The following is a 14,050-nucleotide window of genomic DNA, read 5'->3' as shown; positions in this document are numbered from 1 at the left end:
GATAACCGGTTACAGGCCGGCAGCCAGCCGTGAACCCTGGTCGATGGCGCGCTTGGCGTCGAGTTCTGCTGCCTCGTCGGCACCACCGATCAGGTGGGAGTGGATGCCGAGTTTCTCCAGCTCGGCATGCAGAGTGCGTTCGGGCTCCTGCCCGGCACAGATGATGATGTTGTCCACTTCCAGCAGGCGTGACTCCTCACCATCCTGCAGGTGCAGGCCGCGATCGTCGATCTTCTGGTACTGGACGCCGGCGATCATCTCTACCTGGCGGTGCTTGAGGCTGGTGCGGTGGATCCAGCCGGTGGTCTTGCCGAGCCTGGCGCCCACCTTGCTGTTCTTACGCTGCAACAGGTAGACCTGACGCGGTGAAGAAACTGTCTCTGGTTTTTGCAGCCCCGCCCGTTGCTCCAGTGCAATATCCACGCCCCATTCACGGAAAAATTCATCCCGGTCACTGGCGAGCAGCTGGCCGCGGTGCTCATGGTGATGGGTCAGGTACTCGGCCACATCGAAGCCGATACCACCGGCGCCAATGATCGCGACGCGCTGACCCACCGTTTTTTTGTGTTTCAGGACATCCAGGTAACCCAGCACTTTTTCATTCTCGATTCCGGGAATAGGGGGAACACGGGGCGTGATGCCGGTGGCGAGGATCACTTCATCGAAGCCCTGCAGCTCTTCAGCCGAGACACGGTGGTTCAGCTTGACGGTGACTGCAGTGAGCTCCAGTCTGCGCTGGAAGTAGCGCAGGGTTTCCTCGAACTCTGCTTTGCCGGGGATTTGCTTGGCGATGTTGAACTGCCCTCCGACCCGGTCTGCACCCTCGAACAGGGTCACCTTGTGGCCGCGTTCTGCAGCGACGGTAGCGGCGGCCAGGCCCGCCGGGCCGGCGCCGACGACGGCAATGGTCTTCTTCACCTCAGCCGGCGTGTAATTCAGTTCTGTCTCGTGACAGGCGCGTGGATTTACCAGGCAGGAGGTCAGCTTCATCTCGAAGGTGTGATCGAGGCAGGCCTGGTTGCAGCCGATGCAGGTGTTGATTTCATCGGCACGGTTTTCCGCTGCCTTGTTGACGAATTCCGCATCGGCGAGGAAGGGGCGCGCCATGGACACCATATCCGCGTGTCCCGCAGCCAGCACTTCCTCGCCCACCTCCGGCATGTTGATGCGGTTACTGGTCACAACGGGCACACGGAGATGTTTCCTGACTTTTGCGGTGATGGCGGTGAACGCGGCCCGCGGAACACTGGTGGCAATGGTCGGAACTCTGGCCTCGTGCCAGCCGATACCGGTATTGATGATGCTGGCGCCGGCACTCTCGATGGCCTTGCCCAGCGTAACCACCTCTTCAAAAGTACTGCCGTCCTCGACCAGATCGAGCATGGACAGCCGGTAGATGATGATGAAATCCGGCCCCACAGCTTCGCGCACACGGCGCACGATCTCGATAGGCAGACGGATGCGGTTCTCGTAGCTGCCGCCCCACTCATCGGTGCGCTTGTTGGTGCGCGATACGATGAACTGGTTGATGAAGTAGCCCTCGGAACCCATGATCTCGACGCCGTCGTAGCCGGCCTCGCGGGCCAGGGTTGCGCAACGGACGTAGTCGTCGATCTGACCCTCGATTTCCTCACCGGTCAGTTCACGGGGGGTAAACGGGTTGATGGGCGCCTGGATGGGGGAGGGTGCAACCAGGTTGGGGTTGTAGGCGTAACGGCCGGCATGCAGGATCTGCATACAGATCTTGCCGCCCTCGGCGTGTACGGCATCGGTGATTTCCCGGTGCTGCTGTGCCTCCTCCGGCGTCGTCATTTTGGCGGAGCCCATGAAGACACCACCCTCCTCATTCGGACCGATACCACCGGTGACGATCAGGCCGACCCCACCGCGGGCGCGCTCGGCATAGAAAGCTGCCAGCCGGGTGAAACCGCCGGGATGCTCTTCCAGGTTGGTGTGCATCGAGCCCATCAGGACGCGGTTCTTGAGCTGGGTGAAACCCAGGTCCAGGGGGGCCAGGAGGTTCGGGTAGGGCTGGGACATGGCGGCTGTCTCTCTTCTTCTGCTCGCTGTTCACCTGCCGCGGCCTATACGGCCAACGGCAATCGATAGCCCCGCAGAATAGCAGGGGCCGCAAAGGGCAGGCAGTGACCATACCGGTCGAATTCTTTGGCCTCGATTCGCGTCTCTTCAGCGGGCAAACAACTCCAGTAGCAGCTCGCGAAGCCACCGGTTGGCCGGATCCCCGTCCTGATTGCGGTGCCAGAGCAGGTGCCAGTCCATCTGCGGAATCTGGAAGGGGAGTTCAAACAGGCGCGCGGAGTACTGGCTTGCGAGGCTCGCCGGCACAGTCAGGGCCAGGTCGGTGCGCAGGACGACCAGAGGCGCCACCCGGTAGTGCTGCACCCGCAGCCTGATTGAACGGCGCCGGCCCAGTTTATTGAGGGCGATATCGACAATGCCCGGGCCGGTGCGGCGGCTGGAAACATGGACATGGCCGAGGGCGAGGTACTGCTCGAGGGTCAGTCGCTCTTGCTCCGCCAGCGGGTGATCGGCGCGCACCATGCACAGGTAGCGGTCGTTGAGCAGCCGCTGCTGCTGCAGCTGAGTGGCGGTGGTCAGGGGAACGTCGAGGCCGAAGTCCAGCGTATTTGCGGCCAGCTCCCGCGCCAGCTGATCCCGGGGCACGTAATAGGATTCAACACTGATGCCGGGCGCCCGCTGCTCCAGTGCTTCCAGCAGGCGCGGCAACAGCAAGGTTTCCGCCATATCGTTCATGGACAGCCGCAGGGTCCTGGTGGCAGTGAGCGGATCGAAGGACGCCTGCGTGCTCAGGCTGCCATCGAGCAGAGCCAGCGCCTGCTGGATGCGGGGCATGATGCTTTCGGTCAGGGGAGTGGGGCTCATCCCCGTCGGGGTGCGGATGAACAGCGGGTCATCGAGCGTGCGCCGCAACCTGGCGAGGGCATTACTTACGGCGGGCTGGGTGATATGCAGTTGTTCGGCGGCACGGGTCAGGTTGCGCTGGCGATAGATGGCATCAATCACCAGGAACAGGTTCATGTCTATCTGCTGCAGTAGTGTCGCGGCCAAACGGCTGCCTCCCCCGCTGTAAAAATTTCCCCGGAAACCGGCTCGAAAGACCAGCTCTCTGGGGGCTCCGGTATCGCCCCGGGACCGCTTCTTCCAGTTCGCTGTACATCACTGCTGTGAATGATTGGATATTCGCACAATAAACTTTGATGATCTATCGCCGATCGGTAGGGTTGAGGTCAGCAATGGAGGAATCAGCGTGACGCAATTCTTTACCGTCCGCCACGGTCAGGCCTCGTTCGGGGCGGACGACTACGATCGGCTCTCGGAAGTGGGCTGGTGCCAGGCCCGCTGGCTGGGAGAGCACTGGCAGGCTGAGGGAATCCAGTTTGACCGCATCCTGTGCGGCGACCTGCGCCGCCACCGGGAGACCGCACAAGGGATCTGCGAGGGCATGGGACTCGATGGAGTCTCGCCGCAACTGGTCCCGCAGCTGAATGAATTTGATTTCCGTGGCCTGACCCGCCTGTTTGGCCAGTACAAACCGCAGTCGGTGCCCGCCGCCGGCAGCCCCCGGGCCCATTACTACCGCTTTCTGAAGGGCGCCATGCTGGCCTGGTCGCGGGGGGAAATTGCCCCGGAGGAGAGCTGGCAGGCTTTCGAGCAGCGTATCGCTGAAGCCCTGTCCGTCATGTCTGATACGAACCGGGGCAGCAAGACCTTGGTGGTGAGTTCCGGGGGCGCCATCGCCATGATGATCCGCCAGATTCTGGGTGCCGAGGCGGAAACGGTCACCAGGCTCAATATGCAGATCCGCAACACAGCGGTGAGCCATTTCTTCGGCAGTGCTGGCGAGTTCAGCCTGCACAGCTTCAATCACCTGCCGCATCTCGATACCGCAGAGCGGCGGGAATTTATTACCTACAGCTAGCCGACAAGCTGCCCAGGAACAGATTGCCCGTTTGAGTTGGCATGGCTGTATAACCGTCAGAGAGGGAGACTGGAGTGGATTTCGAATACTCAGATAGGGTCAGGCAGCTGCTGGAACAGCTGCGCGTCTTTATGGCAGAGCACGTGTATCCCGCGGAGGCAACCTTTCATCAGCAGTTGCAGGAGGATCGCTGGGGCGAGCCAACAATCATGCGGGAGTTGAAAGAAAAGGCACGGGAGGCCGAACTCTGGAATCTGTTCCTGCCGGATGCCCGCTATGGCGCCGGCCTGACCAACCTGGAATATGCACCGCTGGCGGAAGAGATGGGGCGTGTGCTGTTTGCCTCCGAGATATTCAATTGCAGTGCGCCGGATACCGGCAATATGGAAGTGCTCGTGCAGTATGGAAGCCCCGAGCAGCAGGCGCGGTGGTTGAAGCCGCTGCTTGCCGGCGAGATCCGCTCCGCCTTTGCCATGACCGAACCCAGAGTGGCCTCCTCGGACGCCACCAACATTGAAACCTCTATCACGCGGGATGGGGATGACTATGTCATCAACGGGCACAAGTTCTATATCAGTGGTGCCCTGAACCGTCGCTGCAAGGTTCTGATCGTGATGGGCAAGACGGATGCAGACAACCCGGACCGCTATCGCCAGCAGTCACAGATACTCGTTCCTACCGACACTCCCGGGGTAAAAATCATCCGGCCCATGACCGTGTTCGGTTACGACGATGCGCCGGAGGGCCATGCGGAAATTATTTTCGACAATGTCCGCGTGCCGGCAGCGAACCTGATCCTTGGTGAAGGCCGTGGATTTGAAATTGCCCAGGGCCGCCTCGGACCGGGCCGCATCCATCACTGCATGCGCCTGATTGGCCAGGCCCAGCGCGCACTGGAAATGATGGCATGCCGTTCAGAGGAACGAATTGCGTTCGGGCGTCCGTTGAGTAAGCAGGGCTCCGTGCGTGAGGATATTGCGAAATCTGCCTGCGAGATCGAACAGGCCCGCCTGCTGACGCTGAAAGCCGCTGACCAGATGGATCGCCTGGGTAACAAGGCAGCCAAAGATCTGATCGGCATGATCAAGATCGTCGCTCCGCAGATGGCCTGTAACGTGATCGACCGGGCGATCCAGATCCACGGTGCGGCGGGGCTGGGACAGGATTTCGGTCTCGCCCAGCAATATGCTTATGCCCGCACGATCCGCCTGGCCGATGGTCCGGACCAGGTACATATGATGCAGCTGGGTCGCAACCTGGCGGCCCGCTATAGCGCACAGGCCAAGGAGGAGCAATGACGACTGACGTGATCAGGGCTCAGGGTGAAACGGTGGAACAGTTGCCCCTGGACAGACTGGTGCCCTATTTGGAACAGGCGATACCCGGGTTCCGTGGTCCGCTTAATGTCAGCAAGTTTTCCGGTGGCCAGTCCAATCCCACTTTCAGGCTGGAGACTGCTTCCGGTATTTATGTGTTGCGTCGGCAACCACCGGGTAAATTGCTCAAGTCTGCGCATGCGGTTGACCGGGAATTCCGTGTAATGCGTGCGCTCGCCGATTCCGAGGTCCCGGTACCGGGAGTAATACACCTGTGTGAAGACCGCGACGTGCTTGGATCCCTGTTCTATGTGATGGAGTACTGCGAAGGACGTATTTTCTGGGATGCCTCGCTGCCGGAGGTGGGCAACCAGCAGCGCGCCGCCATCTACGATGAGATGAACCGGGTGCTGGCCGCGCTACACAGTGTCGATGTGGATCGTATTGGGCTCTCTGATTACGGCAAGCCGGGCAACTATTTCGAGCGTCAGTATGAGCGCTGGAGCGGACAGTACCGGGCCAGCGAGCTGGAGACGATCGCACCGATGGACGAGCTGATCCACTGGCTCGGCCAGCACCTGCCGGAGGACGACGGTCGCGTCGCCCTGGTCCATGGCGATTACCGACTCGATAACATGGTATTCCATCCTGAAGAACCACGGGCCATTGCCCTGCTGGACTGGGAGTTGTCGACGCTGGGGCACCCGTTTGCGGATCTCGCCTATCAGTGTATGCAACTGCGGATGCCGAAGAGTGGCGACAAGATGGCGGGCCTGATGGGGGTGGACAGGAAGAGCCTGTGTATTCCGTCTGAGAGGGAATACATCGCCCGCTACTGTGCCCGGTCCGGAATTGAAAGAATCGATAACTGGGCCTTTTACCTGGCTTTCAGTTTCTTCCGGCTTGCGGCCATTATCCAGGGCGTGGCCAAGCGGGCGCGGGATGGCAATGCCTCCAGCCGCAGTGCGGCCAAGCTGGGTGCGCTGGTGGACCCGGTGGCCCGTTTCGCCCTGGATGTGATTGAAAAAGAATACTGACGGCGCTGTTCATATCCACGCTGCAAAAATAATTGAAATAATGAGAGGAATTCATGGCGACAGAACTTTTTAACCTGACAGGAAAGGTGGCACTGGTTACCGGTGCCAGCCGCGGCATTGGTGCAGGCATCGCGCGATTGCTGGCCGAGCAGGGGGCACAGGTCATCGTGTCCAGCCGCAAGCTCGAGGGATGCAAGGCGGTAGCCGATACCATCGTGGACGCCGGGGGCAAGGCCGAGCCACTGGCCTGCCATATTGGCAACATGGAGGATATCGGTAAAGCGTTCGGCCATATCCGTGAGCACTACGGTCGTCTCGATATCCTCGTCAACAACGCGGCCACCAACCCCTATTTCGGCCACATCCTCGATACCGATCTCGGCGCTTTCGAAAAAACCGTGGATGTGAATATCCGTGGTTACTTTTACATGTCCGTGGAGGCCGGCAAACTGATGCGCGAGCAGGGCGGTGGCTGCATCGTTAATACCGCGTCTATCAACGCACTGCAGCCGGGCGTGGGACAGGGTATCTACTCCATTACCAAAGCCGCCGTGGTCAATATGACCAAGGCGTTTGCCAAGGAGTGTGCGCCGTTCAATATTCGCGTCAACGCGTTGTTGCCGGGATTGACCCGCACCAACTTTGCCGGAGCACTGTTTGCGGACGAAGGGATTTACAAGACGGCGATCGATCATATTCCCATGCATCGTCACGCCGAGCCGGAAGAAATGGCCGGAACCGTGCTTTACCTGGTGTCGGATGCCTCCAGCTACACCACCGGTGAGTGCGTGGTGGTGGATGGTGGCATGACGGCCTGCGGAGGAATCTGAGATGACCATGGATCCGATGCTCGACTTCAGCGGCAGGGTGGCCCTGCTCACCGGTGCCGCCAGCGGACTTGGCGCCGCACTGGCACGGGAACTCGGCAAGCGCGGCGCGCGGCTGGTGCTCGGGGATGTGAATACGACGGCACTGGACCAGCTGGCAGACGAGCTGGGGGGAGAAGGTGTCGAGGTGGTAACGCGGTACTGTGACGTTGCCTCGGAGAAGGATAGCCGCGAGCTGGTGGAGCTGGCCCGGAAGCAGTTTGGCCACCTCGATATCGCGGTCAACAATGCCGGTGTCGCTCCGCCGATGATGTCGCTGGAGGAAACCGACGAAGCGGAACTGGACCGGCAATACAGCATCAACCAGAAAGGCGTCTTCTTCGGTCTCCGTCACCAGTTGCCAGTCATGAAGGCGGCCAGGAGCGGCGTCATCCTCAATGTGTCCTCCATGGCCGGTCTTGGTGGTGCTCCCAAAATTGCCTCCTATGCGGCTGCCAAGCATGCGGTCATCGGGCTGACGAAGACGGCAGCCATCGAGTCGGCGGGATATGGGGTCCGGGTCAATGCCATCTGCCCCTTCTTTACCCTGACCCCGATGGTGACCGGTATTGAAACCCCGGAGGGGGTGAGTGCCAGGGAATTTCAGGCTTTTCTGGCGGCGGGCTGTCCCATGAAACGGCTGGCTGAACCGAACGAGGTGGTTGCTGCGATGCTGATGTTGCTGTCGCCAGCGATGACCTATGTCACCGGTCAGGCCCTGGCGGTAGATGGCGGCGTGTCCGCTTATTGACAGTCTCGCCTGATCTCATTGGTCCGAGACTCGTATAGCCGGAAAAAGGGCTATAAACAGGAACGATCAGGAGAATCCACGGAAAGAGGATGGAATATGTCGATGCTGATTCCACGGGATAAAGTGGCGGACTATATCGGTGCCGAGTTGGAACCGACCGAATGGTTCGAAATCGACCAGGCGCGCATTGATGCTTTTGCGGATTGCACGCTCGACCATCAATTCATTCACGTGGATCCGAGGGCGGCGAGCCAGACTCCCCTGGGCAGCACGGTGGCACACGGGTTTCTGACCCTGTCGCTGCTTTCTCATTTCGCGGAGCAACTGGGGATTGCTATTGAGGGGACCCACATGGCCATGAATTACGGCCTCGACCGGGTCCGCTTTGTTTCGCCGGTCAAGGTCAATAGCCGTGTTCGGGTGGTGGCAAGGGTGCTGGATATATTGGAAAAAAGCCCCGATCAGTACCTGGTCACCTTACAGATGACCATGGAAATCGAGGGCGGTCATAAGCCCGCCCTGATCGCAGAGTGGTTGATCATGCAGTTTGTCTGAACCCGTGGCGGGAGCAGATTGCGGCTGAAGCAGTGCGATCATCGCTACTGGGCTTTGAGGAGGCGGCAGTGGCTACGGGCCTCCCGCACCAGATCCCGTGGCAGTTTCTCCGCGCTGATATCCCGTTGTTGTTCCCGCCACTGGGAGCAGAGTGCCACGTGATCGCCAGATTCGACGGTTTGTCGAAGTTCATACCAGGGATCAGCTTTGGCCAAGGCTTCTTCGGCATACTCCTGCCAGTTGGCCAGTGACGTCTCCTCGACAGCCGCCGACGGTGTTGTCGCATGGCCTGGCGGTGTCAATGCTCCAAGGTATTGGGCCGGATGGATTAACAGCACGGCGATTGCCACTGCCGCGAAACCACTGGCCGCCCTGGATACCCACGGCCGATTCCTGCGGGTGGGTTTGAAGGATCGCGCCCGCTTCAGGATTTTTTCATCCAGGGCGGCTGGTGATTGAATGACCGCCGCTGCCAGCTGATAGTCTCGCTCGCAGACACTCATAGCGTCACCTCTTTGACCTGCCAGGGCTGACGCTCTGGCCCATGTAAAATCTCCCGTAACCTTTCCTTTCCGTTCTGGTATAGCGCCCTGCATTTACTGAGCGAGATTCGCTCGATATCGGCAACGGTCGCGAGCGGCAGCCGGCACTCCATGTGCAGCAGGAGGATATTGCGCTCTATCCGTGGCAGTTTTTGCACGGCCGAGAGCAGGCGGTCCGATTCGGCTGCAGCCGCCGGTTCTGCGTAGGTCGACTCTCGCGGCGCAGAGTTTTCCTCGCCGTCTGTCGCGGTCTCGCTGATCCCCAGCATCTGGCTGGCGCGGATAAACAACCAATTCCTCAACAGGCGGCCACAGAGTTCCGGTGGACGCTCCAGCAGGCTGTCCCAGAGCTGTTCCACTACTGAAGCTGCCGACGGGAAGTGCATCTGTGCACAGTAACGGTACAGGCTGTCCTTGTGGCGGCTGTAGAGCTGCCGGAAAGCACGAAGGTTACGTGTCGAATGGTAATAATCGAGCAGAGCTTCGTCAGAGAGATTCTGAAAGGCATTTCTGGTCAAACTATCGCGCCTCCGTGCGCAAAGGTTTACGGCTCGAACTGCGTTGCAACCGGACCCACCTCCAATGGTCCTCTCACTTCACAGTGCTTTCTTTACCTCTACCTCTACCAGAGTCGGATAGATCACCCGTGGAGGGTGATGATCCAGTCACGCGCTACTGACCCCGAATGTTCAGCGTTCTGATTCGTCGTCACGGCCATCCTTGACCGTCTCACCCCTGACCACCTTCTCTTCTGCGTTTTCCGGATTGGCCTTTTGGCGAGCCAGATAAACTGTGAACAGGCCCAGGAGAATTTCGTCGACGAAAGGTACCGGGTCAATAATGAACAGATTGATGAGAAACAGCGCACAAATCCACCTGAAGAGACGTGGCCTTTCCAGTTTTTCTGCGTAGCTGAGGAACCAGCCAACCAGTGCACTGGGTAGCACTCTTTTCATCGAATGGCTCTTTTCTCTGGTTTGAGGAGTATAGTTGCGGCTCGGCGTTGCCCCGGGACAGCAAGTGCGCGCCGACGCCAGATTTACTGACCGGTACGTATTTCTTGTTTCCGGTCGCAGTCGTCATTGCGCTGGGTGGCGGCTTGCGGGCGTTTCAGCTCGAGGGGTAAGGGCAGCTGCTCCGGTCCCTCTTCGGCGCGCAGATCCCTGAGTCTGACACCCAACCCCAGCAGGCGGATAGGCCCCTGACGTCGCTCCCAACTCTGGCGGAGCAGCTGCTTGAACTCCGAAATACGGCTGGACTGGCTCGCTCGTTCTTGGGTACTGGTGGAGAAGTCCGCGTACTTGACCTTTATTGAAGCACCGCTGATCAGGTAGCGGTCACTGAGACCTTCCAGCCGTTCCTGCAAGCGGCTGTAGAGCAAGGGTAGCTGTTCTTCCCAGTCGGCAATATCCACGAGGTCCTCACTGAATGTCCGCTCGACGCTGACACTCTTGCGGGAGCCATCGCCATTGACCGGTCGTTCATCTTCGCCGCGGCACAACTGGTACAGCCGGCTGCCGAACTTGCCATAGCGCCGGATCAGCTCGATCTGAGAAAAGTTGCGCAGGTCGGCGCAGGTGCGGATGCCCTCCCGGTGCATCTTTTCCGCCGTCACCCGGCCCACGCCATGGATTTTGGCGACCGGCAGTCGCAGGACGAATTCCTCTACCGCTTCGGGAGTGATGACCGTCAGGCCGTCTGGCTTGCGCCAGTCGCTGGCGATCTTGGCCAGGAACTTGTTGGGTGCCACGCCGGCGGAAATGGTGATGCCGAGCCTTTCCCGAACCTTTGCACGGATCTCTTCGGCGATCAGAGTGGCACTGCCGTGGCAATGGCCGCTGTCAGTGACATCGAGATAGGCCTCGTCCAGTGACAGGGGTTCTATCCTGTCGCTGTACTCGAGGAAGATCTGGCGTATCTCTGTGCTGACCTCCCGGTATTTCTTCATGTTACCGGGTACTACAATCAGGTCAGGGCAGAGTCTCTTCGCATGTGCTGTCGGCATGGCGGAGCGTACACCGTAGCTACGCGCTTCATAGTTACAGGTAGAGATGACGCCACGCCGGTCACTGCTGCCTCCCACTGCCAGCGGCCGACCGCGCAAATTCGGGTCGTCACGCATTTCGACCGATGCGTAGAAACAGTCGCAATCGCAGTGGATGATCTTCCTCATGCTGGGATTATATACAGTGTCTGGTGGTGCGGGAACCGCTTTTACCCGCCTCCTGGGCACCACAGGGAAAGACAGGTGACTTATGAGCCGGATCTCACTGGTGGAGAGCCCCACCGACGACATGTCCGAGGCGGTCTTTGCAGAGATAGAGCAGGAGCTGGGCGATGTGCCCAATTTCTTCCGTGCCTACGCCAATCATCCAGGATTGCTCAGGGCAAACTGGGAGAAGTACAAGGCCCTGATGGTGCACGGATGCCTCTCACCGCGCCTGAAGCAGGCGATTGCTCTGATGGTCGCCGCCGACAACCACTGTGACTACAGTATCGCCCGACATAGCACGTTGTTGCAGGAGATGGGCGTGGATCCAAAGGAGGTGTTGCTGATACGCACAAACCCGGATCACGCCCATTTTGGTCCAAAGGAACATGCGATCCTGGAACTCGCCCGCCATGCCAACCTGGATCCTTATAACCACGCGGAGCGCCTGGTAGCCGCGGCCAGGGAGCAGGGGGTTAAAGACGATGAAATGCTGGAAGCGATCGGTGTGATGGAGATGATCACGGGCTTCAATAAGTTCATCGAAGTGATGGCGGTACCGCAGGACTGATACCAGTCTTTCCATTGGTACCCACAGTAGTGAAGTGCAATCGGGGTTAAGCGCTCTACTTTACTGCGGTGCCCAACAGGACATACGTCCTCAATACTCATGCAGATCTTGCCGCGGTAGTCTAACAGAGCTGGTTCTGTTCTCCATCGCTAACCAGAGGATTTTGGCAGTAGCATGTCGAATCCTCGATTAAAAAGGGGGTTGGATTTCCAGGACAGAGATGTATTGACTCGATCTGGCATCCAGAAAAATCTAAGCGGATACCAGTTGCCATTAATCAGAATTCCTGGCTCGAAATAGTCCTCAAAAAAAGCTGCAAGACTCGAGGATTCAATCAGGTTGCCAGCCTTTAAGATCTGAACGAAAGCTTCCCCAAGATAGTACTCGCGTTATCGAGTACAGCTAGGAGTATCGGATAATATCGGTTGCCCAGTGCCTATATGAGAGGTGCTTCTGTGCGCTTGTTAATTCTTTGAGCTTTGTTGCGTACTATGAGCACTGATTTTTTCAGCCTGGGATGAAGTCATTTTGAATTTTACTGGGTTGTCAGTATTCTCCTCTATTGATAATCGCTTATAACAATGAAGAGATGCGTGAAATTGCTTGCTCGCGATTACCTCAAGGATAAGGGGTCTTCGCACGTGTATCGTGAGCGTTTTGTGTTCTGATTTATTTTGATGCATCTCATATATTCATTGTTATTGGTTGATTGAGCATCAAAAAACTGCAGTTTCCCTGCCACTAGCACTTATTTGGTAGCTTGGACTCCCCAGTGAATTGCTAGAGGACTGGACTGGAGTGCGACGCATGATTTTGGTAATCCATGGCTTTGATTTCCCCTTTTGTCAGCTTTAGGTTTGCCTCATGTGGTGAAGAGGCTGCAGGATTGGCTCTACCTGGTTGCTAATAGCGGTGCTTTCCTGCTTAATGCTGGGTTAGCCTTGAAAGCTGGTTTTTGATCATGGGCTGTGGTGCGAGTTGGCGCTATCAGGCGTGTTGAGGTGAAGTTTGCAGCAGGCAGCAGGCAGCAGGTCGAGACTGGTTTGTTTACAGGTGCAGAGTAAGCTTTTGATTATGAAAAAATTTTTATTCCCAATAGTGAGTAATTTGCTATTGGTGCTGGGCTGTGCACAGCCTTCGGTACATGTAGAGAAACCTCTTCTAACTAGCGATCAGTATGGTGGGTACCTTGATGGTAGACCCGTAGTAATATCGCAAAAAAATAACCTGGTTGCAGTTTCCCCATATGGTAGTGAAGGGGTAGGTTATCCCTACACGACTTATCTTTTGGTGGTTAAAAATACTACAGGTTTGCCGCTGGTCGTTGGTCCATCTGACGTTCGATTTTTTCTTGACTCCGGCGATTCCCGTCACCCCTTAACCCCTTTAACCGTGGATGCGCTCCTGAATATCAACTTTAAAGATGCAGAGGAAAGAAAAAATTTTGTGAGACTGAATAACAGGTTGTATCAGTATCTGGATTTCCAAATGAATCAGCCTAAAAGGGATACTGCTGATGGGCAGATTATGACTGCTCAGCTATTGTCGCAAGTTGCTGAAATCTCAATCTTGGAGAATTTATTCGCAGAGAGGAATCTTCAGCCCGGAGAGGGGCAAAAGGGGGTAATGGTGCTTGATGCGAATCATGCAGGATTCTCTTCAAATGATAAAACAATAATCCTGGTGCAGGTTGGTGGGGAAGAACATCAATTTCAAATGATTTGGAAGTGAGTGGCAAAGTTTTGACCTTTGCGATGTTGGTCGCTTCCCTCGTTCTTACGGCTGCGACGATTTATTTTTCACCGTCGTCACACAAAAGCCAGCCACTGAAGCGTGGCCGGCTTTCTTCATTTAGGATGTTCTAGCTGTTCCAGTTGCTGTAAAGCGTCACGGTCGCTTGCGACCAAAGATCAGTGCCAGTACGAACAGCACCAGGAACACGAAGAACAGGATCTTGGCGATATCCGCTGCGGCTCCGGCAATACCGCCGAATCCAAAGAAGGCGGCCACCAGGGCGACGACGAGAAATATGATTGCCCAGCGCAACATAGAAACACCTCCGCTTGTTGGTGAAGGGCGTGGTTCGTCCCGAACTGTCCCGCTGGAAATCTGAGGGATTGCGGGAACTCCATGCGCCTATTTGTAGTCTGGGAGAATACCGTTTACCACTTTTGCGGATCAGGCGAAGCCGTTTTTCTAGGCGGAAACGAAACAGGCCGTCATTGACGGCCTGTGGGGTGAT

At 57.6% G+C, this 14,050-nt stretch carries 15 protein-coding genes; 8 read left to right on the top strand and 7 right to left on the bottom strand.

What is annotated here, in order from left to right; all coding sequences use genetic code 11:
- Nucleotides 1-9: 9 nt before the first annotated feature.
- The gene (locus tag LVD12_RS04360; protein WP_237065952.1) at nt 10-2,040 is read right to left on the bottom strand and encodes an NADPH-dependent 2,4-dienoyl-CoA reductase; all 2,031 of its coding nucleotides are present in this window, start codon (nt 2,038-2,040) and stop codon (nt 10-12) included.
- A 147-nt stretch (nt 2,041-2,187) separates the two neighbouring features.
- Nucleotides 2,188-3,090: a LysR family transcriptional regulator gene (locus tag LVD12_RS04355; RefSeq protein ID WP_237065950.1), complete on the bottom strand. Its 903-nt coding sequence runs from the start codon at nt 3,088-3,090 to the stop codon at nt 2,188-2,190.
- Between the two features lie 199 nt (nt 3,091-3,289).
- On the opposite strand from LVD12_RS04355, the gene LVD12_RS04350 reads away from it, so the two are divergent.
- The 6 genes from LVD12_RS04350 to LVD12_RS04325 all read left to right on the top strand — a co-directional run bounded on the left by LVD12_RS04350 (nt 3,290) and on the right by LVD12_RS04325 (nt 8,486).
- On the top strand, nt 3,290-3,961 hold the full coding sequence (locus LVD12_RS04350) for a histidine phosphatase family protein (protein WP_237065948.1): 672 nt from the start codon (nt 3,290-3,292) through the stop codon (nt 3,959-3,961).
- A 74-nt stretch (nt 3,962-4,035) separates the two neighbouring features.
- Nucleotides 4,036-5,259: an acyl-CoA dehydrogenase family protein gene (locus tag LVD12_RS04345; RefSeq protein WP_237065946.1), complete on the top strand. Its 1,224-nt coding sequence runs from the start codon at nt 4,036-4,038 to the stop codon at nt 5,257-5,259.
- The gene (locus tag LVD12_RS04340; protein ID WP_237065944.1) at nt 5,256-6,314 is read left to right on the top strand and encodes a phosphotransferase; all 1,059 of its coding nucleotides are present in this window, start codon (nt 5,256-5,258) and stop codon (nt 6,312-6,314) included. Before LVD12_RS04345 ends, LVD12_RS04340 begins: the two co-directional genes overlap by 4 nt.
- 53 nt (nt 6,315-6,367) lie before the next feature.
- Nucleotides 6,368-7,144 carry an SDR family oxidoreductase gene (locus LVD12_RS04335; protein ID WP_237065942.1) on the top strand — a complete coding sequence of 259 codons (777 nt, stop codon included), beginning with the start codon at nt 6,368-6,370 and terminating at the stop codon, nt 7,142-7,144.
- A 1-nt stretch (nt 7,145) separates the two neighbouring features.
- Nucleotides 7,146-7,931, top strand: a complete 786-nt coding sequence (locus tag LVD12_RS04330) for an SDR family NAD(P)-dependent oxidoreductase (protein WP_237065940.1) — start codon at nt 7,146-7,148, stop codon at nt 7,929-7,931.
- 96 nt (nt 7,932-8,027) lie between these two features.
- A complete protein-coding gene (locus tag LVD12_RS04325; RefSeq protein WP_237065938.1) occupies nt 8,028-8,486 on the top strand; it encodes a MaoC family dehydratase in 459 nt (152 codons plus the stop codon).
- 44 nt (nt 8,487-8,530) lie between these two features.
- Here LVD12_RS04325 and LVD12_RS04320 read toward each other — a convergent pair whose 3' ends face one another.
- The 4 genes from LVD12_RS04320 to dinB all read right to left on the bottom strand — a co-directional run bounded on the left by LVD12_RS04320 (nt 8,531) and on the right by dinB (nt 11,201).
- Nucleotides 8,531-8,989 carry a hypothetical protein gene (locus LVD12_RS04320; protein WP_237065937.1) on the bottom strand — a complete coding sequence of 153 codons (459 nt, stop codon included), beginning with the start codon at nt 8,987-8,989 and terminating at the stop codon, nt 8,531-8,533.
- A complete protein-coding gene (locus tag LVD12_RS04315) occupies nt 8,986-9,546 on the bottom strand; it encodes a sigma-70 family RNA polymerase sigma factor (protein WP_237065936.1) in 561 nt (186 codons plus the stop codon). Before LVD12_RS04315 ends, LVD12_RS04320 begins: the two co-directional genes overlap by 4 nt.
- Nucleotides 9,547-9,717: 171 nt before the next feature.
- On the bottom strand, nt 9,718-9,984 hold the full coding sequence (locus LVD12_RS04310; protein WP_237065935.1) for a DUF6116 family protein: 267 nt from the start codon (nt 9,982-9,984) through the stop codon (nt 9,718-9,720).
- A gap of 83 nt (nt 9,985-10,067) precedes the next feature.
- A complete protein-coding gene (gene dinB, locus LVD12_RS04305; protein WP_255771427.1) occupies nt 10,068-11,201 on the bottom strand; it encodes a DNA polymerase IV in 1,134 nt (377 codons plus the stop codon).
- An 82-nt stretch (nt 11,202-11,283) separates the two neighbouring features.
- On the opposite strand from dinB, the gene LVD12_RS04300 reads away from it, so the two are divergent.
- Together LVD12_RS04300 and LVD12_RS04295 are read left to right on the top strand one after the other, a co-directional pair.
- Complete coding sequence (locus LVD12_RS04300) at nt 11,284-11,808, top strand: carboxymuconolactone decarboxylase family protein (RefSeq protein WP_237065933.1); 525 nt, start codon at nt 11,284-11,286, stop codon at nt 11,806-11,808.
- A gap of 1,068 nt (nt 11,809-12,876) precedes the next feature.
- On the top strand, nt 12,877-13,539 hold the full coding sequence (locus LVD12_RS04295) for a hypothetical protein (RefSeq protein WP_237065932.1): 663 nt from the start codon (nt 12,877-12,879) through the stop codon (nt 13,537-13,539).
- 156 nt (nt 13,540-13,695) lie between these two features.
- Here the strand turns inward: LVD12_RS04295 and LVD12_RS04290 are convergent, their stop codons facing one another.
- Nucleotides 13,696-13,857, bottom strand: coding sequence for a DUF1328 family protein (locus tag LVD12_RS04290; protein ID WP_082679624.1), 162 nt, complete (start codon nt 13,855-13,857; stop codon nt 13,696-13,698).
- Nucleotides 13,858-14,050: the final 193 nt, after the last annotated feature.

Source organism: Microbulbifer guangxiensis (genome assembly GCF_021729075.1).
Classification (GTDB): domain Bacteria; phylum Pseudomonadota; class Gammaproteobacteria; order Pseudomonadales; family Cellvibrionaceae; genus Microbulbifer; species Microbulbifer guangxiensis.
This window is presented reverse-complemented; position numbering and strand designations above follow the sequence as displayed.

Bases quoted from the DNA above. Each gene is read 5' to 3' on its own strand.
- LVD12_RS04320 (WP_237065937.1), bottom strand. From the start codon at position 8,989: ATGAGTGTCTGCGAGCGAGACTATCAGCTGGCAGCGGCGGTCATTCAA.
- dinB (WP_255771427.1), bottom strand. From the start codon at position 11,201: ATGAGGAAGATCATCCACTGCGATTGCGACTGTTTCTACGCATCGGTC.
- LVD12_RS04310 (WP_237065935.1), bottom strand. From the start codon at position 9,984: ATGAAAAGAGTGCTACCCAGTGCACTGGTTGGCTGGTTCCTCAGCTAC.
- LVD12_RS04290 (WP_082679624.1), bottom strand. From the start codon at position 13,857: ATGTTGCGCTGGGCAATCATATTTCTCGTCGTCGCCCTGGTGGCCGCC.
- LVD12_RS04300 (WP_237065933.1), top strand. From the start codon at position 11,284: ATGAGCCGGATCTCACTGGTGGAGAGCCCCACCGACGACATGTCCGAG.
- LVD12_RS04360 (WP_237065952.1), bottom strand. From the start codon at position 2,040: ATGTCCCAGCCCTACCCGAACCTCCTGGCCCCCCTGGACCTGGGTTTC.
- LVD12_RS04325 (WP_237065938.1), top strand. From the start codon at position 8,028: ATGTCGATGCTGATTCCACGGGATAAAGTGGCGGACTATATCGGTGCC.
- LVD12_RS04335 (WP_237065942.1), top strand. From the start codon at position 6,368: ATGGCGACAGAACTTTTTAACCTGACAGGAAAGGTGGCACTGGTTACC.
- LVD12_RS04340 (WP_237065944.1), top strand. From the start codon at position 5,256: ATGACGACTGACGTGATCAGGGCTCAGGGTGAAACGGTGGAACAGTTG.
- LVD12_RS04330 (WP_237065940.1), top strand. From the start codon at position 7,146: ATGACCATGGATCCGATGCTCGACTTCAGCGGCAGGGTGGCCCTGCTC.